Source organism: Methylobacterium sp. Leaf87, assembly GCF_001422775.1.
Taxonomy (GTDB): Bacteria; Pseudomonadota; Alphaproteobacteria; order Rhizobiales; family Beijerinckiaceae; genus Methylobacterium.
Window position 1 is genome coordinate 154,842 of sequence record NZ_LMMI01000001.1, and the last position, 25,130, is coordinate 179,971.

Annotated in this window: 21 protein-coding genes; 16 read left to right on the forward strand and 5 right to left on the reverse strand. The window is 70.0% G+C overall.

The genetic code is table 11. The annotated features are described in order from the left end of the window. Positions 1–30 precede the first annotated feature (30 nt). The 3 genes from ASF22_RS00725 to ASF22_RS00735 are packed head-to-tail and all read left to right on the forward strand — an operon-like array spanning position 31 to position 4,020. The gene (locus ASF22_RS00725; protein WP_056260607.1) at positions 31–1,155 is read left to right on the forward strand and encodes a hemolysin family protein; all 1,125 of its coding nucleotides are present in this window, start codon (positions 31–33) and stop codon (positions 1,153–1,155) included. A 40-nt stretch (positions 1,156–1,195) separates the two neighbouring features. Next, positions 1,196–2,836 (forward strand): apolipoprotein N-acyltransferase, encoded by a 1,641-nt coding sequence (gene lnt / locus ASF22_RS00730; protein WP_082483451.1) that lies wholly within the window; start codon positions 1,196–1,198, stop codon positions 2,834–2,836. 17 nt (positions 2,837–2,853) lie between these two features. Beyond that, complete coding sequence (locus tag ASF22_RS00735) at positions 2,854–4,020, forward strand: MFS transporter (RefSeq protein ID WP_244474166.1); 1,167 nt, start codon at positions 2,854–2,856, stop codon at positions 4,018–4,020. A gap of 163 nt (positions 4,021–4,183) precedes the next feature. Here ASF22_RS00735 and ASF22_RS00740 read toward each other — a convergent pair whose 3' ends face one another. Further along, the gene (locus tag ASF22_RS00740) at positions 4,184–5,773 is read right to left on the reverse strand and encodes a catalase (protein ID WP_056260613.1); all 1,590 of its coding nucleotides are present in this window, start codon (positions 5,771–5,773) and stop codon (positions 4,184–4,186) included. A gap of 161 nt (positions 5,774–5,934) precedes the next feature. On the opposite strand from ASF22_RS00740, the gene ASF22_RS00745 reads away from it, so the two are divergent. The 5 genes from ASF22_RS00745 to ASF22_RS00765 all read left to right on the forward strand — a co-directional run bounded on the left by ASF22_RS00745 (position 5,935) and on the right by ASF22_RS00765 (position 12,476). Continuing rightward, entirely contained in the window at positions 5,935–6,909 is a 975-nt protein-coding gene (locus ASF22_RS00745; RefSeq protein WP_056170043.1) for a LysR substrate-binding domain-containing protein, read from the forward strand. Positions 6,910–6,966: 57 nt separating this feature from the next. Next, a complete protein-coding gene (locus tag ASF22_RS00750) occupies positions 6,967–8,022 on the forward strand; it encodes an AbrB family transcriptional regulator (protein ID WP_056260615.1) in 1,056 nt (351 codons plus the stop codon). 2 nt (positions 8,023–8,024) lie between these two features. Further along, complete coding sequence (locus ASF22_RS00755; RefSeq protein ID WP_056260617.1) at positions 8,025–8,372, forward strand: diacylglycerol kinase; 348 nt, start codon at positions 8,025–8,027, stop codon at positions 8,370–8,372. 128 nt (positions 8,373–8,500) lie between these two features. Beyond that, positions 8,501–10,021 (forward strand): threonine ammonia-lyase, biosynthetic, encoded by a 1,521-nt coding sequence (gene ilvA / locus ASF22_RS00760; protein ID WP_056260618.1) that lies wholly within the window; start codon positions 8,501–8,503, stop codon positions 10,019–10,021. 247 nt (positions 10,022–10,268) lie between these two features. Further along, positions 10,269–12,476 (forward strand): methyl-accepting chemotaxis protein, encoded by a 2,208-nt coding sequence (locus tag ASF22_RS00765; RefSeq protein ID WP_056260620.1) that lies wholly within the window; start codon positions 10,269–10,271, stop codon positions 12,474–12,476. Between the two features lie 61 nt (positions 12,477–12,537). Here the strand turns inward: ASF22_RS00765 and ASF22_RS00770 are convergent, their stop codons facing one another. After that, the gene (locus ASF22_RS00770) at positions 12,538–14,106 is read right to left on the reverse strand and encodes a GMC family oxidoreductase (protein WP_056260622.1); all 1,569 of its coding nucleotides are present in this window, start codon (positions 14,104–14,106) and stop codon (positions 12,538–12,540) included. A gap of 242 nt (positions 14,107–14,348) precedes the next feature. On the opposite strand from ASF22_RS00770, the gene ASF22_RS00775 reads away from it, so the two are divergent. From ASF22_RS00775 to ASF22_RS00800, 6 genes are all read left to right on the forward strand, one after another. Further along, positions 14,349–14,828, forward strand: coding sequence for a DoxX family protein (locus ASF22_RS00775; protein WP_056260625.1), 480 nt, complete (start codon positions 14,349–14,351; stop codon positions 14,826–14,828). 15 nt (positions 14,829–14,843) lie between these two features. Next, positions 14,844–15,290: a cupin domain-containing protein gene (locus ASF22_RS00780; protein ID WP_056260628.1), complete on the forward strand. Its 447-nt coding sequence runs from the start codon at positions 14,844–14,846 to the stop codon at positions 15,288–15,290. A 10-nt stretch (positions 15,291–15,300) separates the two neighbouring features. Continuing rightward, on the forward strand, positions 15,301–16,203 hold the full coding sequence (locus ASF22_RS00785) for an SMP-30/gluconolactonase/LRE family protein (RefSeq protein ID WP_056260629.1): 903 nt from the start codon (positions 15,301–15,303) through the stop codon (positions 16,201–16,203). Then, entirely contained in the window at positions 16,200–17,114 is a 915-nt protein-coding gene (locus ASF22_RS00790; protein WP_056260631.1) for a VOC family protein, read from the forward strand. Before ASF22_RS00785 ends, ASF22_RS00790 begins: the two co-directional genes overlap by 4 nt. 178 nt (positions 17,115–17,292) lie before the next feature. After that, positions 17,293–18,186: a prolipoprotein diacylglyceryl transferase gene (gene lgt, locus ASF22_RS00795; RefSeq protein WP_056260633.1), complete on the forward strand. Its 894-nt coding sequence runs from the start codon at positions 17,293–17,295 to the stop codon at positions 18,184–18,186. A 50-nt stretch (positions 18,187–18,236) separates the two neighbouring features. After that, positions 18,237–19,265, forward strand: coding sequence for an SAM-dependent methyltransferase (locus ASF22_RS00800; RefSeq protein WP_056260903.1), 1,029 nt, complete (start codon positions 18,237–18,239; stop codon positions 19,263–19,265). Between the two features lie 186 nt (positions 19,266–19,451). Here ASF22_RS00800 and serA read toward each other — a convergent pair whose 3' ends face one another. The 3 genes from serA to trmD all read right to left on the reverse strand — a co-directional run bounded on the left by serA (position 19,452) and on the right by trmD (position 23,387). Continuing rightward, positions 19,452–21,044 carry a phosphoglycerate dehydrogenase gene (serA, locus tag ASF22_RS00805; protein WP_056260635.1) on the reverse strand — a complete coding sequence of 531 codons (1,593 nt, stop codon included), beginning with the start codon at positions 21,042–21,044 and terminating at the stop codon, positions 19,452–19,454. 295 nt (positions 21,045–21,339) lie between these two features. Further along, positions 21,340–22,506 (reverse strand): phosphoserine transaminase, encoded by a 1,167-nt coding sequence (locus ASF22_RS00810; protein ID WP_082483454.1) that lies wholly within the window; start codon positions 22,504–22,506, stop codon positions 21,340–21,342. Between the two features lie 173 nt (positions 22,507–22,679). Then, positions 22,680–23,387 carry a tRNA (guanosine(37)-N1)-methyltransferase TrmD gene (gene trmD / locus ASF22_RS00815; protein ID WP_056260637.1) on the reverse strand — a complete coding sequence of 236 codons (708 nt, stop codon included), beginning with the start codon at positions 23,385–23,387 and terminating at the stop codon, positions 22,680–22,682. A gap of 82 nt (positions 23,388–23,469) precedes the next feature. Between trmD and ASF22_RS00820 the strand changes: the two genes are divergently transcribed. Continuing rightward, positions 23,470–24,216: a methyltransferase domain-containing protein gene (locus ASF22_RS00820; protein WP_056260639.1), complete on the forward strand. Its 747-nt coding sequence runs from the start codon at positions 23,470–23,472 to the stop codon at positions 24,214–24,216. Positions 24,217–24,285: 69 nt separating this feature from the next. Continuing rightward, on the forward strand, positions 24,286–25,074 hold the full coding sequence (locus tag ASF22_RS00825) for a DUF4239 domain-containing protein (protein ID WP_056260642.1): 789 nt from the start codon (positions 24,286–24,288) through the stop codon (positions 25,072–25,074). Positions 25,075–25,130 lie beyond the last annotated feature (56 nt).

Consider the following 25,130-nt stretch of genomic DNA (forward strand, 5'->3'; position numbering starts at 1 on the left):
GCAACGCCCGTCATCCCAGATCAGAGAGACATGACGAACGATCGAAGTCGCGGCGCGGCCCAGGCCGCGCCCAGCGCGAACGACGGTGAGGCTCACCCCCGCGAGCCCTGGTACGACCGTCTGCTGCACGTCTTCCACCTCCGGCCGCGCGATTCGTTGCGCGACGATATCGAGGACCGGCTGGCTGAGCCCGATTCGGGCGAGAACGCCTTCTCGCCCATCGAGCGCGCCATGCTCAAGAACGTGCTCGGCCTGCACAAGGTGCGGGTGGACGACGTGATGATCCCGCGCATCGACATCGTCGCCGTGTCCATGGACACGAGTCTGGGCGAATTGCTCAAGCTGTTCCGGACGGCCGGGCATTCGCGCCTGCCCGTCTACGGCGAGACCCTCGACGACCCGAAGGGCATGGTCCACATCCGCGACTTCGTCGAGCATATCGCCGCCCGCGCGGAGGTCGGCCATCGGCGGCCGGGCGCGACCCCCGTCGAGTCCTCCCCCGCCGAGCCTTCGGACGAAACACCGGTCCCGCGGCCCCGCCGGGGTGCCCGCGCGTTGCGCACTCTCAACCTCGCCAGCGTCGATCTTTCGGCGACCCTCGCCTCCACCCGGATCCAGCGTCCGGTCCTGTTCGTGCCGCCCTCCATGCCGGCCATCGACCTCCTCGTGCGGATGCAGGCGACCCGCACCCACATGGCGCTGGTCATTGACGAGTACGGCGGCACGGACGGCCTCATCTCCATCGAGGATCTCGTCGAGATGGTGGTGGGCGACATCGAGGACGAGCACGACGTCGCCGAAGGCCGCCTCGTGCAGCGCGTCGAGGGCGAAGGCGACGTCTTCGTGGCCGACGCCCGTGCGGGCCTCGCCGAGGTGTCGGAGGCGAGCGGCGTCGACCTCGTCGCGGCGGTCGGCGAGATGGCGGAGGAGATCGACACCATCGGGGGCCTCATCGTGACCCTCGCCGGACGCGTGCCCTCGCGCGGCGAACTCATCGCCGGCCCGGGCGACCTCGAATTCGAGGTGCTCGACGCGGATCCACGGCGGGTGAAGCGCCTGCGTCTCAAGCGCAGCGATGCGCAGATCGCGTCGGTGGTGCCGCTGGCGCTGCCGCCGCCCGCACCCAATCCGAGCCTCGAAGCCCCCGCATCGTGACGGCGACGGTCGTTCGATGACTCTTGGCCGCGCCGACGCCATGCCGGCGCCCGGCCCCCTCGCCCTCCTCGCCCAATGGGTGATGCTGAGCGCGGGGTGGCGCCGGCTGCTCGTCGCCTATTGCGCCGGGGCGTTCGGGGCCCTGGCGATGCCGCCCTTCGGCGCCCTTCCGGCCCTCGCCGTCGCTCTGTCGGTGGCCGTCTGGCTCCTCGACGGCGCTCCCACGGGCCGCCGCGCCTGGCATACCCTGCGGACCGCCGGACTCATCGGCTGGGCCTGGGGGTTCGGCTATCTCACGGCCGGCCTGTGGTGGCTCGGCTCGGCCTTCCTGGTGGAAGCGGAGGAATTCGCCTGGGCCCTGCCCCTCGGAGTGATCGGCCTGCCGGCGGTGCTGGGCGTGTTCTACGGGTTCGGGTTCGCCCTGGCCCGCCTCGTCTGGTCGCCGGGCGCGGGGCGCGTCCTCGCCCTCGCCTTCGGGCTCGCCGCCTGCGAGTGGCTGCGCGGCCACCTGTTCACGGGTTTCCCGTGGAACACCCTCGGGATGGCGCTCGGCCAGAACCTCTGGCTGATGCAGAGTGCGGCCGGAATCGGCCTCTACGGCCTCACCCTCCTGGCGGTCCTGATCGCCGCCGCTCCCGCGACCCTCGCGACGGGCGCGTCCCCGTCCGCCCGTTTGGTGCCGACCGTTCTGGCGGGCATCGTACTCGGGTCCATGGCGCTCCTCGGCGCGGCGCGCCTGCCGGCAGGGCCCGACGCCACCGTGGCGGGCATCCGGCTGCGCCTCGTCCAGCCGAACCTGAACCAGGACGCCAAGTTCCGCCCCGAGAACCGCGAAGACATCCTCGACCGCTACATCGAGCTCAGCGACCGGGCCGCCGCCCCGGACCGGTCGGGCCTGTCCGACGTCACCCACGTGATCTGGCCGGAATCGGCGTTTCCGTTCCTGATCCAGCGCGACCCGGCGGCCCTGGCCCGCATCGCCGCCGCCCTGCCGCCGGGCAAGCAGCTGATCACGGGCGCGGCCCGGGCCGACACGCCGCTCCCGGGCGAGCGCCCGCACTTCTTCAACGCGATCCTCACCCTCGCGGCCGGGCCGAAACTCGGTGAGGTCTACGACAAGGTTCACCTCGTCCCCTTCGGCGAGTATCTGCCGGGTCCCCTCGACGCATTCCTGCGGGCCCTGCACATCCGTCAGTTCGTGTCGATTCCCGGCGGGTTCACCGCCGGTGACCGAGCCCGTCAGCGCATCCTGTCGGTACCGGGATTACCGCCCATCGCCGCCACCATCTGCTACGAGGCGATCTTCCCCGGCGCCATCGTGCCGGAAGCGGGTCCGAGCGGACCGCCGCCGGTGCCGGGCCTGATCCTCAACCTCACCAACGATGCCTGGTTCGGCGACACGCCCGGCCCGCGCCAGCACTTCGCCCAGGCGCGCCTGCGCGCCGTCGAGGAAGGCCTACCCCTGGTGCGCGACGCCAACACCGGCATCTCGGCCGTGGTCGACGCCCATGGCCGGATCGTCGCGAGCCTGCCCGTCGGGGTCGAGGGCGTCCTCGACGCCGATCTCCCCGTGCGGCTCGCCGATCGTACCCCCTACGCCCGCTTCGGCGACGCTCCCTTCGCGATCCTGCTCGGCCTCACCCTCATCCTGGCGCTCACGGCGCGACGGCGGTCGGCGTGAGCCGGCCGGTGTCGGCGGTGCGTCCCCTCCTCCTCGGCGCCGGCATCCTGCTCGTCGCGTTCAACATGCGCCCGGCCCTGACCACCGTCGGGCCGCTCATCGAGACGATCCAGGCCGCGACCGGGCTCGGGACCCGGGGTGCGGCCCTCCTCAACACCCTGCCGGTGCTGTGCATCGGCCTCGCCTGCGTGCTGGGCCCCCTCGTGATCCGCCGACTCGGCGCCGATCGCGGCGTCCTGCTCGCCGTCGCCATCGTCACCCTCGGTTCGGGGCTCCGGGGCTTTGGCGGATTGGGACCGCTCTTTGCCGGCGCCTGCCTCGCCGCCCTCGGGATCGGCCTATCGGGCGTCCTGCTACCGGGGCTCGTGAAGCGCGAGTTCCCAACCCAGGTCGGCCGCGTCACCGGGCTCTACACCATGGTCCTGTGTCTCGGGGCCGCCGCCGGAGCGGGCTTCAGCGTGCCCCTGACGCAGGCCGCCGGAAACTGGTCCACGGCCCTCGGCCTCTGGAGCGTCCCGGCCCTGGTCGCCACCCTGGCGTGGCTCCCCTTCGCCCGCGCGCCCGACCCGGCCGAACGCGCCGTGCGGCGGCGCCCCCTGTGGCGGGACCGGCTCGCCTGGCAGGTGACCGGGTTCATGGGCCTGCAATCGTCGCTCGCCTACATCATGTTCGGCTGGCTGCCGGTGGTGCTGCACGACCGAGGCCTCAGCGCCATGGAGGCCGGCTACGTCGCGTCCCTCATGAGCATCGGGCAGGCGCCCTTCGCCCTCGTCGTGCCGTCCCTCGCCGCGCGGGCAAAGGACCAGCGCTTGTTCGCCATGCTGTTGCTGGGCCTCGCCGTGGTGACCATCCTGGGCCTGGTCTTCGGGCCCCTCGGTCTCGCTCTGCCGTTCGGTATGCTGCTGGGCGGCGCCCTCGGAGGCCTGTTCGGCCTCGGCCTCACCCTCATCGTCCTGCGCGCCCGCGACACGGCCGGCGCGGCGGATCTCGCCGCCATGTCCCAGAGCGTCGGCTACACCTTGGCGTCCCTCGGCCCCCTCGGCTTCGGCCTCGCCCACGACCTCACTGGCGGCTGGGGCGCCTCCGTCACCCTGTTCTGTCTCATCGCCGGGGGCGCACTGATCTGCAGCTTCTGGGCCGGGCAGAACCGGACCGTCGGCGTGCCGGACCCGCGCGGCGCTTGAGCGAAGCCCAAATCCGCATCGCGAAGCGATCAACCGGTATGAGACGGCGCCCCCTGCGGCGGGACAGCCGCCGACGATCCCTCGGACCAACGAAAAACCCCGCACGGCCGGGGGGCCGTGCGGGGCTGGGGTTCCGGTGACGCCGGTCTACGGCGCCTGAGGCTTACTCGGCGGCGACGCGGTGGGCTTGGCTGCCGTCCGTGTAGGTCTCGGCCTGGAGGCGCTTGCCCGGAGCCGCGCGGCCCGGAAGCGGCGGCAGGGCCAGGGCCTTCGCCAGATCGATGCCCGCCCCCTCGGCGACGCGGCGGCCGTAATCCGCATCCGCGTGAGAGAAGTGCCAGACCATCCGCAGCTGGATCGCCTCGGGGCACTGCTTCATGTCGCCGACGAGGTTGGCGATGAGGTCGTCGCGCTCCCAATCCTGGAACGAACGGTAGCGCACGCCGGCCTGCGTGTAGTCGTCCTCGGTGCGCGAGGTCTGGAAGCGGCCGAGGTGGCCCTCCACCGGCTGGTGGTAGTCCTTGGCGGGCTTGGGCGCTTCGGCGAGGCCCTCACCGATGGTCGAGGGCTCGTAGTTGATGTGGCGGTTCTGGCCATGGCCGTCGACCCCATAGGTCATCTGGCCGTCGCGCTGGTTCGAATAGACCTTCACGCCGGGCTGCGGCGCGTTGATCGGCAGCTGGAGGTAGTTGGCGCCGACGCGGTAACGCTGCGTGTCCGAGTAGGACAGCGTCCGGCCCTGGAGCATCTTGTCGTCCGAGAAGTCGATACCGTCGACGAGCACGCCCGTGCCGAAGGCCGACTGCTCGACTTCCGCGAAGAAGTTGTCGGGCACGCGGTCGAGCACCATGCGGCCCACCGGCAGCAACGGGAAGTCTTCCACCGGCCACAGCTTGGTGTCGTCCAGGGGATCGAACGACAGGTGGTCGTTCGGGCCGTCGGGCATGATCTGCACGCAGAATTCCCACTCGGGGAAGTTGCCCTTGGAAATGTTGTCGTAGAGGTCGCGGGTGGCGTGGCCGACATCCTTGGCCTGGATCTCGGAGGCTTGGGCCGAAGTCAGGTTGCGGATGCCCTGCTTGGGCTCCCAATGGAACTTGCACAGCACCGCCTCGCCCTGGTCGTTGACGAGCTTGTAGGTGTTGACGCCCGAGCCTTCCATCTCCCGATAGTTGGCCGGGATGCCCCATGGCGACTTCAGGTGGGTGACCATGTGGATGGCTTCGGGGTGCTGGGCCACGAAGTCGAAGAAGCGCCACGCCTCCTGGCGGTTCGTCACCGGGTCCGGTTTGAACGCGTGGATCATGTCGGGGAACTTGATCGCGTCGCGGATGAAGAAGACCTTGAGGTTGTTGCCGACGAGATCCCAATTGCCGTCGACGGTCTTGAACTTCACCGCGAAGCCGCGCGGGTCGCGCTCGGTCTCAGGCGACTCCTTGGCGCCCGCGACGGTGGAGAAGCGCACGAACATCGGCGTCTTCACGCCGGTCTCGTTGAGCACGCGGGCGCGGGTGTACTTGGAGGCCGGCTCGTTGCCGATCTTGCCGTAGGCCTCGAAGTAGCCGTGGGCGCCCGCACCGCGAGCGTGCACCACGCGCTCCGGAATGCGCTCGCGGTCGAAATGCGTGATCTTCTCGATGAACTGGTAGTTCTCGAGGGTCGCCGGACCGCGCTCGCCCACCGTGCGGGTGCTCTGGTTGTCGCGAACCGGGTGGCCCTGACGGGTGGTCAGAATCGGGCGCTGATCGCTCATGCGGTGCTCTCTCCAAATGGTTGAATCGGACCGGGGGATGGGTTCGGAGCACCGTGGCTCGCGAACGCCATCGACCCTGGAATTGTTCTGAGACCAGCTTATGGACCCCCGTGGATCGTTTGGCCAATGCATCGTGGCAAACGTTCTGATAGATGCAGCCTATGAACCTGTCAGGATTGTCCCTGCGCGACCTCGAGTATGTCGTGGCCGTAGCCGAGGAGACGCATTTCGGTCGCGCCGCCGAGCGCTGCAACGTCAGCCAGCCGACCCTGAGCGTGCAGGTGCGCAAGCTTGAGGAATCCCTGGGCCTCGTCCTGTTCGAGCGCGGCAACCGCCGGGTGATGCTCACCCCCGCCGGCCAAGGCATCGTCCGGCAGGCCCGCACGGTGCTGGCCGAGGCGCAGCGCCTGCTGGTGCTGGCGAGCGAGGGACGCGGCGCGCCGCTCACCGGCCGCCTCGTGCTCGCTGCCATCCAGACGCTCGGCCCCTACCTTTTTCCCCTTGTCCTGCGCAGCCTGCGCCAGGAATTCCCGCTGCTGGCCCTGGCGCTGAGCGAAGCGCGCACGGCGGAAATTCTGGAAGGGTTGCGCGACGGGCGCATCGACGCCGCCCTGCTGTCCCTTCCGGTGCCGTCGTCAGGGCTGACGATCTCGCCGCTGTTCATCGAGCCGTTCCTGCTCGCCTGCCCGGCCGAGCATCCCCTGGCCCGCGGCGGCGCACTGCGGGCCCGCGACATCGCCGGGCCGGACCTTCTTCTCCTCGATGAAGGCAATTGCCTGCGCGACCAGACCGTGGCGGCCTGCGGCGCCGGCAGTGCGGCCGGCCGCCACGCTACGAGTCTGGAGACCCTGCGCTCCATGGTGGCGGCGGGGGCCGGCTACACCCTGCTGCCGGCCCTCGCCGTGCCGGCGGCGCCCGATCCGAGCGGCCTTACCGTGACGCGGGGCTTCGACGTCGACGGTCCCGGCCGTACCGTCGCTCTCGCCTGGCGTGCCAGCGATCCGCGCGGCGCCGGCCTCGCGCACCTTGCCGCCTTCTTCCGCGCGCACGCACCGGCCGGTACCACCGCCTGCCGCGACGACGGGGCTTCGGCACCTGCATCGGCCCGTCGTGACAGCGTCTCCGATCCGGTGTAGCGCGCCAGATCTCCCCTACGGCCCTCCCTCCCCCGCTCTCGCCTCCCGGCTCCCGCTGTGCAGTTCTTCCGGTCCCTCGGCCTCTGGGTGGCGCTCGTCGCGGCCTCGGGCGCCCTCGCGTACGGCCTGACGCTGGGGCATTTTCCCGCCGCCCTCCTGCTCGGGCCGATGCTGGCCGCCATCGCGTTCGGCGTCGGCGGCGCCGGGCTCGGCGTTCCGAAGCCCGGCTTCCTCGCCGCACAGGCGATGATCGGTTGCCTCGTCGCAAAAGCCGTCACCGCCGAGATCGTCGCCACCATCACGGAAGACGGGTGGATCATCCTCGCCGTGGTCCTCGTCACCGTGGTGGCGGGCGCCGTCGTCGGCTGGACCCTGACGCGCCTGCGCATCCTGCCCGGCACCACCGCCGCCTGGGGCTCCTCCCCAGGGGGAGCCGCCGCCATGGTGGCGATGTCGGAGGAGTACGGCGCCGATCCGCGCCTCGTCGCCTTCATGCAATATGTCCGGGTCGTCGTGGTGGTGCTGTCGGCCTCCGCGGTCGCACGCCTCCTCACCGATGTCGCAGCGCCGGCCGCACCGGCCGCCGGCACGACACCGCCGCTGACCGTCCTGGTGACCCTGACGGTGGCGGCCGTGGGCTTTGCCCTCGCACACCTCCTGCGCCTGCCGGCCGCCGCCCTGATCGGACCGATGCTCCTCGGATCCGCGCTCCACGCCGCCGGACTCGTCGGCATGGCGCTGCCGATCCCGCTCCTCGACCTCGCCTACGCGACCATCGGCTGGTACGTCGGCCTGCGCTTCCGCCGGGAGACCTTGCGGGAGACGGTGACGGCCCTGCCCGGAATCCTCATCGCCACCGTCGCGGTCATCGCGCTCTGCGCCGTCTGGGCCTACGGCCTCACCCAAATCCTGCCCATCGACTTCCTGACCGCCTACCTCGCCACGAGTCCCGGCGGCCTCGATTCGGTGGCGATCATCGCGGTGGGCTCGAAGGCGGACGTGTCGTTCGTGCTCGCGGTGCAGACCCTGCGGCTTTTCGTGGTGCTGATCACCGGACCGCTGCTCGCCAAGTGGATCGCCAAGGGTGCTCCGGCGGGCGCTCCAAAGGCCTGACCATGCGCGCGCTGCTCGTCGCCTTCCTCAATTCCTGGCGCGGCCTCGCCCACGGCGCCCGCACGGAGCGGGCGGTGCGCCTCGAACTCGCCCTGCTGCTCCTGGGTTTGCCACTGGCGTTCCTCGTCGGCGCCGGCCTCTGGGTCCGCGTCGCTCTCGTGGCGAGCCTCCTGCTCATGCTGGCGGCGGAGTTCCTCAACACCGCCATCGAAAAGCTCTGCGACCATCTCCATCCCGGCCATCATTTCAAGATCGGCATCGTCAAGGATCTGGCCTCCGCCGGGGCTTTCCTGGCCCAGGCCGTCGCGGCCCTCGTCTGGCTCGCCGCCTTGTTCGAGCGGGTGAGCTGAGCCGACGCGCAGCCGTAAGCCGCACGGTGGCCGGCGTCCGATCGGCGAAGCGGCCTCGCGTCTTTCGTGCGCCGGACCTATGTGCGGGTAACCGAACCGTCGCCCACCCGAATCGGACACCCGTCTCCTTGACCGACTACATCCGAAAGATACTCACCGCCCGCGTCTACGACGTCGCCGTCGAGAGCCCCCTCGACCCGATGCCGCGCATGTCCGCGCGCCTCGGGCGCCCGGTCCTCCTCAAACGCGAGGACCTGCAGCCGGTGTTCTCGTTCAAGCTGCGCGGAGCCTACAACAAGATGTCGGGCCTCTCGGCCGAGGTGCTGGCGCGCGGCGTCGTCTGCGCGTCCGCCGGCAACCACGCGCAGGGTGTGGCGCTCGCCGCCGCGCGGCTGAACGTGCGGGCCGTCATCGTGATGCCGCGCACCACGCCGGCCATCAAGGTCGATGCCTGCCGGGCGCGCGGCGCCGAAGTGATCCTGTTCGGCGACGCCTTCGACGAAGCCCTCGGCCACGCCCGTGAACTGGAGGTGGCGCAAGGCCTGACCTTCCTGCACCCGTTCGACGATCCCGACGTGATCGCCGGCCAGGGCACCATCGGCATGGAGATCCTGACCCAGCATTCCGGGCCCATCGAGGCGATCTTCGTCCCCATCGGGGGCGGTGGATTGGCCGCCGGAATCGCCACCTTCGTGAAATACCTGCGGCCCGAGACCAAGGTGATCGGCGTCGAGCCGGACGACGCCGCCTGCATGGCGGCGGCGCTCGCGGCGAACGAACGCGTGATGCTGCCAACCGTCGGCCTATTCGCCGACGGCGTCGCCGTGCGCCAGGCCGGCGAGGAAACGTTCCGCCTCTGCCGCGAACACCTCGACGGCGTCATCACCGTCGACACCGATGCCATGTGCGCGGCGGTGAAGGACATCTTCGACGACACCCGTGCGATCTCCGAACCCTCGGGCGCGCTCGCACTGGCCGGGGCCAAGGCCTACGCGGCGCGCGAGGGCGCCGGGACCGGCACCCTGGTGGCGATCTCAAGCGGTGCCAATCTCAACTTCGACCGCCTGCGCCACATCGCCGAGCGCGCCGAGATCGGCGAACAGCGCGAAGTCTTGCTCGGCGTGACGATTCCCGAGCGGCAGGGCGCTTACCGCGCCTTCATCGGAACCCTCGGTCCGCGCGCCATCACGGAGTTCAATTATCGCTATGCGCGCGGCAGCGAGGCGCAGATCTTCGTCGGCATCAACTTGCCTGGCGGCGCGGTCGAGAAGCGCGCGCTCATCGCGGAGCTCTCGGCGGCCGGCTACCGAGCCCTCGATATGAGCGACAACGAGATGGCCAAGGTCCATATCCGCTACATGGTCGGCGGCCGGGCGACCGGACTTTCCGACGAGCGGCTCTATCGCTTCCAGTTCCCCGAGCGCCCGGGCGCCCTGATGAAGTTTCTCGACGGTCTCGGCGAGGGCTTCGCCATCACCCTGTTCCACTACCGCAACCACGGTGCCGATTACGGCCGAGTACTCGCCGGGATCGATGTGCCGCCGACCGAACGGGCTCGCTTCGACGCGGCCATCGCGGCCCTAGGCTATCCATGCATCGACGAGACCGATAACCCCGCCTACCGGATGTTCCTCGACGACAACACATGAGCGGGCAGATGCCTCGTCCGGTTCGCGGAGGCGTTCAGGCTATCGAGCCATCGGGGTACGGTCCCACGTCGGACACCGACGAAATTCTATCGCAGATCAGTAGTGGGAAGCATTTTATCTCGCAGGGCAGATGTGATCGAGTTATGATTCGAACTCAATAGATTTTAGCTGCCGGCATAGGACGGGGATAAGTCTTCCTTAGAAATTGCTCGGTAAACCGAGGCGTTCTCGCCCCGGTGCCCCCCGAATGTCCGCCTATTCCAGCCTCAAGATCCGCCTGCCGGCCATCACGGTCGGGCTCGCCCTCGTCAGCGCCACGGCGATGGGCGGGCTGAGCTGGTACTTCGCTCGCTCCGGCCTCATGGAAGGGGCGCAGGACCGGCTCCAGCTCGCCGCGACGGCGCGCAAGATCGGGATCGAACTCGTCGCCGAGCGCGCGGCCGGCGATCTCGCCACCACGGCGGCCAATCCGCAGGTCGGCGGCAACTTCACGGATCTCGTCGAGGCCCTCGATCCGGCGAAGGCCGAGTTCGCCGCCGTCGTGCAGGCCTACACGTCCCCGACCAAGCTCGAGGATCGCCTGAATGCCGAAGCGGCGGGCACGATGTACGCGCGCCGGCACGCCAAGGTGCAGGAGGTGGCGCGCAAGCTCATCGAGCGGCGCGGCTACGCCGACCTGATCTTCATCTCGGAGGACGGGCGCATCGTCTACACCACCACGAAGGGTGCCGACTTCGCCCATGCCCTGTCCGAAGCCGACCTTGCCAAGACCGGGCTCGCCCGCCTGATCGAACGCCTGAAGGGCGCGGATGCGACGGCGACGCTCTACGAGGATTTCGCCGCCTATCCGGCCGAAGCCGAACCGTCGGCGTTCCTCGGGCAATCCATCACGCGCCGGGCCAACGTCGCCATGGGCACGGGCCAGGCGGCGACCCGGATGGGCTTCGTGGTGATGCGCGTCACGCCTGCCCTGTTCGACCGGACCCTGTCCGACCGCGGCGGTCTCGGCGACACCGGAGAGGTCGTGGCGGTCGGCACCGACGGCCGCCTGCGCAGCAACCCGCCCCTGGGTATCGCCCAAGCGGGCGCCGGATCGGCCGGCAAGGTCTCGGCTGGCAAGATATCGGCTGGCAAGATATCGGCTGGAATGGAAGCGGCCGGTCTCGGCCTGAGCCCAGCGCTCCTCAACACCGACCGTCCCTTCACCTATGCCACCGCCGATGGTGACCGGATGGCGGCAACGGCACGGGTTTCGGTGATGGGCGCCCCCTGGACCCTGGTCGCGGCGCAATCCGACACCGAGATCCTCGGCGCCGTCGGCACCCTCACCCGCGCCCTCGCGCTGACCGCCCTCGGCGTCCTGGTACTCACCGCCCTCCTCGGTCTCCTGTTCGCCCGGGGCATCGTCCGTCCCCTCGGCGCCCTCACCCGTGCCCTCGACGCCCTCGCCCGCCGCGAAACCCTGGCCGACGTGCCGGGCAGCGGACGCGCCGACGAGATCGGCGGCATCGCCCGGGCCGTCGTCACCATCCGCGACATCTCCCTGGAGGACGCCGCCCGCCAGCTCGAGACCACCGCCGCCGCGCGGATGCGGGAGGAGACCGATCGCCGCGCGCTGCTCGCCGAGCTCGCCGACGGCTTCGAGCGCTCCGTGGGACGGATCGTCGAGACGGTGTCGCAGGCGGCTTCCGGCCTCAATGCCGCGTCGGACAGCATGATCACCGCCGTGGCCGGAACCGCGCAGCGCTCCGTCACCGTCGCGGCGACCGCCAACGAGACGGCCGGGAACGTCAACGCCGTCGCGACGGCGGCGGAGGAGCTCGGTGCGACCGTTGGCGAGATCGGCCGCCAGGTCGAGCAGGCCGCCGACATGTCGCGCAAGGCCGTGGACGAGGCGGGCCGCACCGCCGACACCATGCGCCGGCTCTCGACGGCCGCCGCGCGCATCGGCGACGTCGTCGGGATGGTCTCCCAGATCGCCGGGCAGACCAACCTGCTGGCCCTGAACGCCACCATCGAGGCGGCACGCGCCGGCGAGGCCGGCCGCGGCTTCGCCGTGGTCGCCGCGGAGGTCAAGAATCTGGCGGAGCAGACCGCGCGCGCCACCACGGAGATCGGCCAGCAGGTGGAGGCGATCCAGGCTGCCACCGGGGAGGCCGCCGGCGCGATCCAGGGCATCGTCGGACGCATCGAGGGGATGAGCCAGGTCACGGGCAGCATCGCGGCGGCCGTCGAGGAACAGGGCGTGACCACCCAGGAGATCGTCCGCAACATGGGGCAGGCCTCGGCCGGCACGGGGGCGATGACGCAGGACATCGCCGCGGTGGCGACCTCCGCCGAGGAAGCGGGCGCCTCCGCCGCACAGGTCCAGCGCGCCTCCGCCGATCTATCGCGCCAGTCCGAGAGCCTGCGGGCCGAAGTGGACGGATTCCTCGCCACCGTCCGGGCCGCCTGAGCGCCCGGACCGGCTTACGACGCGGAGAAGCGCCTGGGGTTCGCCCCGGGCGCTTCCGCTTTCAGCCCAGACGCTCCTCAAGGTGCGCCGCCACCCGGAGCGCGTTCGCCACGATGGTGAGGGTCGGGTTCACCGCGCCGATGGACGGGAAGAAGCTCGCATCGGTGACGTAGAGATTGTCGACCTCGTGCGCCCGGCAATCGAGGTTCAGCACCGAGGTTTGGGGATCGGTGCCGAAGCGCAGGGTCCCGGCCTGATGGGCGGTGCCGCTCAGGGGAATGTTCTTGCCGAGGTAGAGCGAGCGCTCGAACAGGTAGGTGTAGGCACCGGCCGGTTGGAGCAGGCCCTCCAGGGTGTCGCGCAGGCGGTCGTGGGCTTCGCGGTTGGTCTCCGTCACGTCGAGGATCACCCGACCGTCCGCTCCGAGGCTCACCCGGTTGTCGGGGTGCGGCAGGTCCTCGCTCTGGAGCCAGAAGTCCATGGAATGGCGCGCCACCATGGCGAAGGGCGCCTCGGGCAGGAAGCCCGTCCATTTCGGGAATTCCTCGCCGCGGATCTGATCGGGATGCGTCTTGGCGCACATCTGGATCAGACCCATCGGATACTCCCAGGCCTTCGATTCGAAGTAGTAGTCCGACACCGCCAGCGTTTTCTGGAAGACCGTGTCGTTGGGCTCCTTCGACAGTGCCATCAGCACCGACATGTTGTGGCGCATGTAGTTGCGCCCGACCTGATCCGATCCGTTGGCGAGACCGTTCGGATGCGCGTCGGAATGCGAGCGCAGGAACAGCAGGGCCGACGACAGGGCCCCGCACGCCACCACGACGATGTCGGCGCTGTAGCGCTCCTCTTCACCGCTTCGGGTGACGTGGACGGAGGTCACCCGGCGGCCCGACGCATCGGTTTCGAGACGCGACACGTAGGCGTTGGTGAGGAGGGTGACGTTCGGGTACGCGGCCAGCGTCGGATCGACGGTCATCACCTGAGCGTCGGCCTTGCCGTTGAGAAGGCAGGGGAACCCGTCGAAAGCGTCGCAGCGGATGCAGGTGCTCGTCGGGGTCGGCCGGCCGTTCCGCTCGTCGAGCTTGATGCCCAGCGGTAGGTGGAACGGGTGCAGGCCGTGCCGAGCCCAGTCGTCCGAAAGCCGCTGGATGCGCGGCTCGTGCGAGACGGCGGGGTGATCGTAGGGTGCGCTCGCCCAGGGCTCCCCCGGGTCCTCGCCCCGGTTGCCATGGACGGCGAACAGGCGCTCGGCCCGGGTGTAGTACGGCTCGAACACGTCGTAGCCGAGCGGCCAGGCCGGTGAGACACCATCGACGTGGCGCACGGCCTCGAAATCGCGCTCGCGCATCCTGAGGAGGGCCGCGCCGTACACCTTCGAGTTGCCGCCCACGTAGTAGTGCAGTGCCGGACTGAAGGCCCGCCCATCGCCGCCGTACCACGTTTCCTTGGCCTGATAGGCACCGTCCACGAACACGGTCTTGGCGCTCCAGTTCGCCTGCGAGCGAGGCAGGTAGTCGCCGCGCTCGAGGAGGAGGATGCGTTTTCCCGTCGGCGCCAGGGCCGCCGTGAGGGAGCCGCCGCCGGGACCACTGCCGATGACGATGACGTCGTAACGATCCTGGGACATGGGTCGATCCTGGGCTGGGCAGCCGTGCCGAACGGTCCGCCGGACGTTCGAGACGGCCAACGTGAACCCGTCCGCCCCGTTCCGCGCTGCGGTGCACACAATGACGCGCGTGGGCGCAACCGTACGGACGGAGTGGCGTTGGAATCGGGTGGGGCACGCTCTTGCCCTGCAACACCGCACGAGGCTCCGATGATCGCTGCGTTCGCTGTGAACCCTGCGTCCGACGCAGCGGATACCGGCCGATGACCTGGCTCGATCTCGTGGCGGTGCCGCTGCTCGCCAAGATCTGCCTCGTCTGCATGTTTCCCCTGAGCGCTTACGACAAGGTGGTTCACTGGGACGAGGCGTTGGCCCAGGCCGCCTCCGGCCCCCTGCCGTTTCCGGCGCTGCTCCTCGTGCTCGGCATCCTCGTCGAGACGATGACGCCGGTGATGATCGTGATCGGCTGGTACGACCGGGCCGGCGCCTTTCTACTCGCCGGCTTCTGCGGCGTGACGGCCGTGCTGTTCCACCGCTTCTGGGAGTTCCCCGGCTTCTGGTCGCGGGACGGCGAAGGGCGCGCCCATTTCTGGGACTTCTTCAAGAATTTCGGCCTCGTCGGCGGTCTGCTGCTCGTGGTGATCGGCGGCTACGCCCCGGCCTCGCAGGTCGTGCACCATCCCCTCTCGAGCGGCCCGCAAGCGGCGGAGATCCATATGCCGGCCGCACCAGCCCGACCCTGAGACAGGAAACCCGCCATGACCGGAACGACGCCGACCATGCCCTATTGGCACGTCTTCACCGACCCGGAGGGGATCAGCCGCCAGGAGCGGTTCACCCTCTCGAACTTCCGGTTCCAGGGTGTCGGCCCGGATGTGGCGCCGCAATGGAACGACAAGCAGGACCCAACCAAGGCGGGCGTCACCTTCACGGTGCTCCCCGTCGGCTGGGTCGGCGAATGGCACGAGAACCCGAAGCCCCAGTGGATCGCCGTCCTGACGGGGCGCTGGTTCGTCGAGACCATGGACGGGCACCGGGTCGAGATGGGGCCAGGCGACCTCATGTTCGGCGAAGATCAGAACACCGTGGCGCATGACGGCCGCAAGGGACATCTCTCCGGCACCGTGGGCGACGAACCCTGCACCATGATGGTGGTCGGCCTCGACGTGTCCGCCACGGTGAACCAGCCCGGCCGCTTCACCTGAGGGGGTCGCCATGGACGGCTTCGAGATCCACGACCCGCGCTTTCGCGCCTTCGTGCTGCCGAACGCTCCGTTGGAGACCCTCGCGGAAGGGTTTCGCTGGTGCGAGGGCCCGGTCTGGTTCGGCGACCGGAACGAACTCCTGTTCAGCGATCTGCCCAACGACCGGGTGATGCGCTGGAGCGAGCACGGCGGCCTCAGCGTCTTCCGCGCGCCGAGCGGCTTCGAGAACGGGCATGCCCGCGACCGCGAGGGGCGGCTGCTGTCTTGCTCGCACCGCGGGCGCTGCATCACCCGGACCGAACTCGACGGCACCGTCACGATGCTGGCCGACCGGTACGAGGGACGGCGCCTGAATTCGCCCAACGATATCGTCTGCCGGTCCGACGGGACGATCTGGTTCACCGATCCGCCCTACGGCATCCAGACGGATTACGAGGGCGGCAAGCAGGTCTCCGAACTGCCGGCACGGGTCTACCGCCTCGATCCGGGCACCGGCGACCTCACCATCGTGGCCGACGATTTCGAAGGGCCGAACGGCCTGTGCTTCTCGCCCGACGAGACCCGGCTCTACATCGCCGAGAGCGGCCTGCAATTCGCCGATGCGCCGACGCGGCACCTGCGGGTGTTCGTGGTCGGCGCAGGCGGCAGCCTGTCGGGCGGGCGGGTGTTCCATACGGTCGAGCCCGGCTTCGCCGATGGGTTCCGTTGCGATACGGACGGGAACCTATGGTCGAGCGCCGGCGACGGGGTCCACTGCATCGACCCGTCCGGTGCGCTGCTCGGCAAGATCCTGACGCCCGGCCCCGTCGCCAACCTCGCCTTCGGCGGTCGTGAACGGTCGCGCCTCTTCCTCTGCACCGGCCAGCGCCTTCAGGCGATCTACCTCAACCAGCGCGGAGCGCGCCTGCTGTGAGGCCCCGCGTCGCCCGCCTCCTCGGCCTCAGTCGCACGGTGGCGGATCTCGCCCGAACGGAGGCGTTCTACCGCGACGGGCTCGATTTCCGGCGCCTCGGCCCCGTCGAACGCATCCCGAGCGCGGTACTGGATGCGCTTGGGCTTCCCGAGGCCAGCGGAGGGCGGTTGCGTATGGGGCTTGGGGACCAGAGCATCGAGTTCCTGGCCTTCGATGCGCCCGGTCAGCGTTACCCTACCGGTGCCCTGGCCAACGATCCGTGGTTCCAGCACGCCGCCATCGTAGTCGCGGACATGAACCGCGCCGTCGCGCGCCTCGACGCCTTCGCACCCGTGCCGATCTCGCGCGGCGGTCCGCAACGCCTGCCGCCCTCCTCCGGAGGCGTCACAGCCTGGAAGTTCCGCGATCCCGATGGACATCCCCTGGAACTCCTGGCCTTTCCGGAGGGCGCAGGCGCCCGGCGTTGGGCCGAAGCCCCCGGCCTGTTTCGCGGCATCGATCATTCCGCCATCACGGTCGCGGACGCGGAATCCGCCATCGCATTCTTCCGCGACGCCCTCGGGCTGCACCTCGACGGACTGAGCCGCAACAGCGGGCACGAGCAGGCCGCCCTCGACGGCTTGGACGAGCCCGTGGTCGACGTGATCGCGCTCCGGCCCGACGCGGAGGCGGTGCCGCACGTCGAACTCCTGCATTACCGCGCGCCCGTTCCCACCGCCGCCCGCCGGCCCTTCACGGCCCGCGACCGGTTCACCTCCCGGCTCCGCTTCGGCCTCCGCGACCTGCCGGCGCTTCGCGACCGGCTCGCGTGCGACTGGCCGCACGTTCCGCTTCACGCCGCACGCGACGGCAGCGTGATCGGTCTCGCGGGACCCGACGCCCACGGAATCCTGCTCATCGCGGAGGGCTGAGGCTGCCCCACATCACATCAGCCCCGTGCAGGGCTCGGCCTTGACGCGCCCGGCCCCACGCGTCCAATGCCCGGCTTCGGAGTCCCTCGCGGAACTCCTCGGGGCTACCCGCCCCAATCCGGGCCCGTGAGGGGCCGCGGGAGGTCCGCGAGAGCCGCTCAGATCGGGACGCCCGCCGATGCCACCGCTCCTCGCCCTGCCGTTTCCCGCCATCGATCCGGTGGCGGTGGCCATCGGGCCGCTCACCATCAAGTGGTACGCGCTATCCTACATCGCGGGCCTGCTCGGCGGCTGGTTCTACGCCCGCCGGCTCGTGGCCATCGACCGGCTCTGGGGGGCCGGCAAGCGGCCGAGCCTCGACGACATCGACGATCTCATCGTCTGGGTGGCGCTCGGCGTCGTACTCGGCGGGCGCATCGGCTACGTGCTGTTCTACAACCTGCCCCTCTACCTGAACGACCCCCTGGAGATCCTCGCCATCCGCAACGGCGGCATGTCGTTCCATGGCGGGTTCCTCGGGGCGGTGCTGGCCATGGGTCTGTTCGCGCGCTCGCGGAATCTCACGCCCTTCAACCTGTTCGATCTCGCCGCCGTCACCGTCCCCATCGGGCTGTTCTTCGGCCGCATCGCGAATTTCGTGAACGGCGAGCTGTGGGGCCGTATCGCCCCGGACTTCGATTATGCCGTGGTGTTTCCCTCCGGCGGCCCCCTGCCCCGCCACCCAAGTCAGCTCTACGAGGCGGCCACGGAAGGCGCCCTGCTGTTCGGGGTGATGGCTGTGGCGGTACGGGTGTTCGGCTTCCGCAGGCCGGGGCTTCTCAGCGGGATCTTCGTCCTCGGCTACGCCCTCGCCCGGACGTTCTGCGAATTCTTCCGCGAGCCCGACCGGCAGCTCGGCTACCTCTTCGGCACCGAGGGCTGGCGCACCGGCGGAATCACCATGGGGATGCTGCTCTGCGTGCCTATGGCGCTGGTCGGCATCGCCACCATTCTGCTCGCCGCCCGTGGCGTGACCGCACCGCGGGAATCCGTTTCCAAGCGGCCCGATCCCGCCCGGACCGATCCGACGTGACGACGCCGCTCTTCGCAATTCTGCGCGACGAGATCCTCGCCACGGGGCCGATGCCGCTGGCGCGCTACATGGACGTCTGCCTCGGCCATCCGGTCCATGGCTATTATCGCACGCGCGATCCCCTCGGCGCGGCCGGGGATTTCACCACCGCGCCGGAAATCTCGCAGATGTTCGGCGAACTCGTCGGCATCTGGATCGCCGCCACCTGGGGTGCCCTCGGCGCGCCCGCCGACCTCGCACTGGTGGAACTCGGCCCCGGGCGCGGCACCCTGATGCAGGACGCGCTCCGGGCCCTCGCCCGCGCCGCCCCGGATCTTCGCCCCCACCTCCACCTCGTCGAGACGAGTCCGGTGTTGCGGGCGGCGCAGGCCGAACGTCTCGCCGCCGTCCGGCCGACCTGGCACGAGACGGTGGAGACCGTGCCGCCGGGGCCCGCCCTGGTGGTGGCCAACGAATTCTTCGACGCCCTGCCGGTGCGCCAGTTCCAGCGTACGGAGCGTGGCTGGTTCGAGCGCTGCATCGGCCTGACACCCGAGGGGGAGCGCCTCGCCTTCGGGCTCGGCGCGGAGCCCGATCCGCGCATCGTGCATCAAGCCCCTGTCGGCGTGATCCTCACCCTGCCGGGCGCCGCCCTCGACACCGTCCGCATCCTCGCCCGGCGCCTCGTGCGCGACCGGGGCGCCCTGCTGTCCATTGATTACGGCCATACGCAGCCGGGCTTCGGCGATTCGCTCCAGGCGGTGGCGCAGCACCGCTTCGTCGATCCCCTGGCGGCACCGGGGGAAGCCGACCTCACCACCCACGTGGATTTCTCCGCCCTGGCTCGGGCCGCCTCGGCCGAAGGCGCCCGGGTGCACGGACCGGTCGACCAGCGTGATTTCCTTCAGGCCCTTGGCCTCGGCGCGCGTGCCGAGCGCCTGGGAGCCGGCGCAACGCCGCAGCAGGCGGTTCGGATCGCCGCAGCCGTCTCGCGTCTCACAGATCCGACCCGGCGCGGCATGGGCAGCCTGTTCAAAGTGATGGCGATCTCCGATCCCGCCTTGGCCGCCCTGCCCGGACTTCCGACGCCCGACCGTTGACGCCCGTCCGAAGCCGCGGCTTCGCGAACCCTGCGTTTCCGGCAGCCGCCCGCCACCGTCGGATGTGATCAAGCCCCGCCTTGCAGGGACGGTAACCCGCGCTTCACCGATCCGTACGGCCGGGCTGGGAGGGGGATCGCACGACGCCCGGGTGGCCCCGGGCGCCGCGCGTCCACCGAGCCCGTTTCAGAAACTCACGGCCCGGACCCGGCGCACCTGCGGGATCGCGTCGATCTGCTTCAGCACCGCATCCGACACCGGCGCATCCACGGCGCACAAGCAGATGGCGCTGCCACCTTCCTCCTCGCGGCCAAGGTTGAACGTCGCCACGTTGACGTTCGCTTCGCCCAGGATGCTGCCCAGCCGCCCGATGAAGCCCGGCTTGTCGTGATTGCGCACGTAGAGCATGTGGCGCGCGAAGGCCGCGTCGATGGCGATGGAGCGGATCTCGATCACCCGGGGCTTGCCGTCGTGGAACACGGTCCCGGCCGCGTCGCGCGGCATGTCCTCGGCGTCGACAGTGATGCGGATCACCGATTCGAAATCCGTGACCGCACCCTCGCGCTTGATCTCGTCGACGACGATCCCCCTCTCCCGGGCGAGCGCCGGGGCCGACACCATGTTGATGTCCTGCAGGAACGGCCGCAGCACACCCGTGATGGCGGCGGAGGTCAGCGCACGGGTGTTCATGGAGGCCACCGCCCCCTCGTAGGTGATGCGGATGCCCTTGATCGGCGCCTCCGTGAGCTGCCCGAGGAACGAGCCGAGCTTTTCGGCGAGGGCCACGAACGGCTTCAGGCGTGGCGCCTCGTCGGCGGAGATGGAGGGGAAGTTGATGGCGTTGGTGATGGCGCCCTGGAGCAGGTAGTCGGACATCTGCTCGGCCACCTGCAGGGCGACGTTCTCCTGGGCCTCGTTGGTGGAGGCGCCGAGATGCGGCGTGCAGATGACGTTCGGATGCCCGAACAGCGGGTTCTGCTTGGCGGGTTCGGTGACGAACACGTCGAGGGCCGCGCCAGCGACATGACCGGAATCGAGGGCGGCCCGCAGGGCGACCTCGTCGACGAGGCCGCCGCGCGCGCAGTTGACGATCCGCACCCCGCGCTTGGTCTTGGCGATGGCCTCGGCCGACAGGATGTTGCGGGTCTTGTCCGTCATCGGCACGTGCAGGGTGATGATGTCGGCCCGCGCCAGCAGGGCATCGAGTTCGACCTTCTCGACGCCGAGCTCGACGGCGCGCTCCGGCGACAGGTAGGGGTCGTAGGCCACCACCTTGAGCTTGAGTCCGATGGCCCGGTCGGCCACGATGGCGCCGATGTTGCCGCAGCCGATGATGCCCAGGGTCTTGGCCGTCAGCTCCACGCCCATGAAGCGGTTCTTCTCCCACTTGCCGGCCTGGGTCGAGGCGTCGGCCTGGGGCAGCTGGCGGGCCAGGGCGAACATCAGCGCGATGGCGTGCTCGGCCGTCGTGATGGAATTGCCGAAGGGCGTGTTCATCACGATGATGCCGCGGGCGGTCGCCGCCGCCACGTCGACATTGTCGACGCCGATGCCGGCCCGGCCGATCACCTTGAGGCGACCCGCCTCGGCGATGACCTTGCTGGTGACCTTGGAGGCCGAGCGGATGGCGAGCCCGTCGTAATGGCCGATGATCGCCGTGAAGGCGTCCTTGTCCTTGCCGAGGTCGGGGATGAAATCGACGTCGATGCCGCGATCACGGAAGATCTGCACGGCCGCGTCGGAGAGGGCGTCGGAAATAAGCACCTTGGGAGCAGCCATGATGGCCTCCGGGTTCTAGGAAAAGGGATTTTGGGGTTTGGCGCAGGGCACCTCGCCCCTTTCCTGCGGATGACCGTTTTCACACGGATCGCGGGCAGCGCGGGCCCCCACACATTCCAGGAGAGGGACAGGGTGAGGTATGTGACCTTTTCGGATGGTTCGCACACCTCACCCCAACCCTCTCCTTCCAGGAGAGGGGGCCGGTCGCGCCTTTCATGAACCCCTTCGGGCCTTCAGAACGGCGACGGTGCGGGTGTACGAATCCGGCATCCTCCCCCGCAGAGGGGGGGCGGCCCTACGCGGCCTGCGCGAGCTTCGCCTTCTCGGCGGCGAACGCCCAGTCGAGCCACGGCATCAGCGCTTCGAGGTCCGAGGCCTCCACCGTGCCACCGCACCAGATGCGCAGGCCCGCCGGGGCATCGCGATAGGCGCCGATGTCGTAGGCGATGCCCTCGCGGTCGAGGGTGTCGGCGATCCCCTTGGCCACGGCCTCGACGGCCTTTTCACCCTTCGCCAGCACGTCCGGATCGGTGATCACGAGGCACACGCCGGTGTTGGTGTAGGTGGCGGCATCGGCGGCGAGATGGCCGATCCATGGGGTGCGGGCGACCCAGTCGTGGACCACCTTCGCGTTGGCGTCGGCACGGGCGAAGAGCGCCTCGAGGCCGCCGATGCTCTTGGCCCAGTTCAGCGTGTCGAGGTAATCCTCCACTGCCAGCATCGAGGGCGTGTTGATGGTGTCGCCCTTGAAGATGCCCTCGATGAGCTTGCCGTCCTTGGCCATGCGGAAGACCTTCGGCACGGGCCAGGCCGGCGTATTGCCCTCGATGCGCGCGACGGCACGGGGCGAGAGCACGATCATGCCGTGCGCGGCCTCGCCGCCCATGACCTTCTGCCAGGAGAAGGTCACGACATCGAGCTTGTCCCAGGCGAGCGGCATGGCGAAGGCGGCCGAGGTGGCGTCGCAGATGGTGACGCCCTCGCGGTCGGCCGCGATCCAGTCGCCGTCGGGCACGCGGACGCCGGCGGCGGTGCCGTTCCAGGTGAAGATCACGTCGTTGTGCCGGGTATCGACGGCGGACAGATCCGGCAGGATGCCGTAATCCCCCACATGGACCTTCGGGGAAATCTTGAGTTCCTTGAGGGCGTCCGTGACCCATTCGAGGCCGAACGCCTCCCAGGCCACGACCTCGACGGTGCGCGTCCCCAGCATCGACCACATGGCCATCTCGACGGCACCGGTGTCGGAAGCCGGAACGATGCCGATGCGGTAATCGGCCGGCACCTGCAGCACGGTGCGGGTGAGGTCGATGGCTTCCTTGAGCTTGGCCTTGCCGATCACCGAGCGGTGGGAGCGCCCGAGGGCGGCGCCTTCGAGGGCCTGGAGGCTCCAGCCGGGGCGCTTGGTGCAGGGACCGGACGAGAAATTCGGCACGCGGGGGCGCGTGGTGGGTCGGCTCATGGTGGTCATCCTTACAGATGAAAGCTCCTCGTTGGGGAGGAGTGGCCCGCCCGGAGCAGTGAACCGCGCGCGGCGTCGGGGCAAGTTTCTTTTTATGAAACTCAGTTGGCTTTCGATAAAAGCCGTTTGAGGCAGCCTACAGACGGCTTATTCGCCCCACCATGACTTGTGTCTCACCGCTCGGACGGGTCGAGCAGGTCCGGCCGGCGTTCGCGGGTGAGGCGGAGGGCCTCCTCGCCGCGCCAGCGCGCGATGGCACCGTGATTGCCGCCGGTGAGCACGTCCGGGATGGTTCGCCCCTCCCAGTCCCGGGGCCGGGTGTAGTGCGGGTATTCGAGGCGCCCGCCCTCGAAGCTCTCCTCGACGCCCGAGGCTAGCTTGCCCATGACGCCGGGGAGCAGGCGCACGCAGGCATCGAGCAGGGTCAGGGCTGCGATTTCGCCGCCGGACAGGATGTAGTCGCCGATGGAGACCTCCTCCAGGCCGCGTCCGGCGATGACCCGCTCGTCGACGCCCTCGAACCGACCGCAGACGACGACGACGCCCGGCCCCGCGCTCAGGGCGCGCACGCGGGCTTGAGTCAGGGGTTTTCCGCGCGGGCTCATGAGCAGGCGCGGGCGCGGATCGTCCACCGGGGCCGCCGCGTCGAGGGCCGCCGCCAGCACGTCGCAGCGCAGCACCATGCCGGCCCCGCCCCCGGCGGGGGTGTCGTCCACGGCGCGGTGGCGGCCGAGGCCGTGCTCGCGAATCTGGCGGGCCTCCAGGGTCCAGGTGCCCCGCGCCAGGGCTTCGCCCGAGAGGGAGTGACCAAGCGGCCCGGGAAACATCTCGGGGTAGAGGGTGAGGAGGGTGGCGCGCCAGGCCGTGCTATCTTCAGTCATGATGCTCCATGACGCGGGGCGGGGCGGCGGGTCAACGCGCGCGGGGCGGGCACTTTTGCAGACCGGAACCCGTTGTCCCGGCATGATGCGCTTCGCTCCGCTTGCCGCCGCTCTCCTCGGCCTTCTGCCCTTGCCGGCGCACGCCGCCGACCCCCTCGGGCCGCCGGGTCTCCCGGCCGCCGCCTTCCCGAAACCCGACCGGCCGGTGGCGGAGATCATCGCGCCGCTCTGGGCCCAGGAAGGGCAGCGCGACCGGGTCGACGAGGTCGGGCAGGTCGCCCGTCTCATGGGGATCGGGCCGGGCCAGACCGTCGCGGATATCGGCGCGGGCAGCGGCTATTACACCGTGCGGCTGGCGACGCGGGTGGGCCCCCAGGGCCGCGTGCTCGCCGAGGACGTGACCCCGGATTACCTCGCGGGCCTCGAACGCCGCGTGGCGACGCTCCCCAACGTCACGGTGGTGCGGGGCGAGGCGCACGACCCCCGTCTGCCCCCGGTCTCCGTCGATGCCGCGGTTCTCGTGCACATGTACCACGAGATCACCCAGCCCTTCGGCCTGCTGTACAATCTGGCGGCGGCGATGAAGCCCGGCGGCCGGGTCGGCATCGTCGACGCCGACGCGATTCCGTCGCGCCACGGCACGCCGCCGGCCCTGCTGCGCTGCGAACTCGCCGCCGCGGGCTACCGGGAGACCGGCTTCCAGGTTCTCGACGGGGGCGTCGGCTACCTGGCGATCTTCGCGGCCCCCGCCGCCGCGGACCGGCCGGAGCCCGCCGCGATCCGGCCCTGCCGGGACACGGCGACCCGCACCGCCCCGACGCCGCGCTGAGGGCGGTTCACCCTTCGGTAGCGGGCTTGGCGCTACGGTCCCGACGAACTTTTCGACGGGAGGCGCGGCGTGATCCTCGGCCTGTGGCTCGACTTTCCGGTCTGGCTGATCTTCACCAGCCTGGGCGGTGTCTTCGCGGGAACCACCGGGCTCCTCGTGCTCCTGACCAACTCGCGCCGGACCCGGCCAATCCTGTTGCGCCTCGGCACCGGCATGGTGCCGGCCTATTTCACCGCGATCTCGGTGCTGCTCGCCCTGCTCACGGGTACCGTCGCCAACGATGCGTGGGAGCGCCAGCGTCAGGCGGGGCGGGTGGTGCAGAACGAGCGCTCGAACCTCCTGGCGGCCCACGATCTCAGCCTCGCCACGGTGTCGGACATGAGCGAGATCCGCGCCGCCCTCATGACCTACGCCAACGCCCTGATCCTGGACGAATGGCCGAAGATGACGGACGGGCTGTCGTCGCCCGTGGCGGGGGCCGCCCTGGGTCGCCTGATGGCGGTGTCGGCCGACCCCAAGCACGAGGCGGCGGGCCGGGCCGCCCATGCCCTCCTGCTCGACGCCGTGATGAACCTGCGTACGGCCCGGGGTGAACGCCTCGCGCTCAGCGACGCCCAGGGGGATCAATCGAAATGGCTGACCCTGATGGTTCTGGCCGGGCTGACCCTCGTCGCCATCGGCCTCGTCCACCTCGAACGCCCCGTGGCGCAGGCGACGACGCTCATCATGTTCTCCATCGCCATGGTTACGACTTTGGGGGTCGTCGCCCTACACGAGCGCCCGTTCGACGGCCCCATGGCGCGGGGCTCGGCGCCCATCGAGCGGGCGCGGGCGGTGATGATCGAGGGGCGGGGTTAGGGCGGGCGCCTCAGGGCTGGTGTGCCCGTCGCGATGTTGTTCGCGCTGTCCTGCCC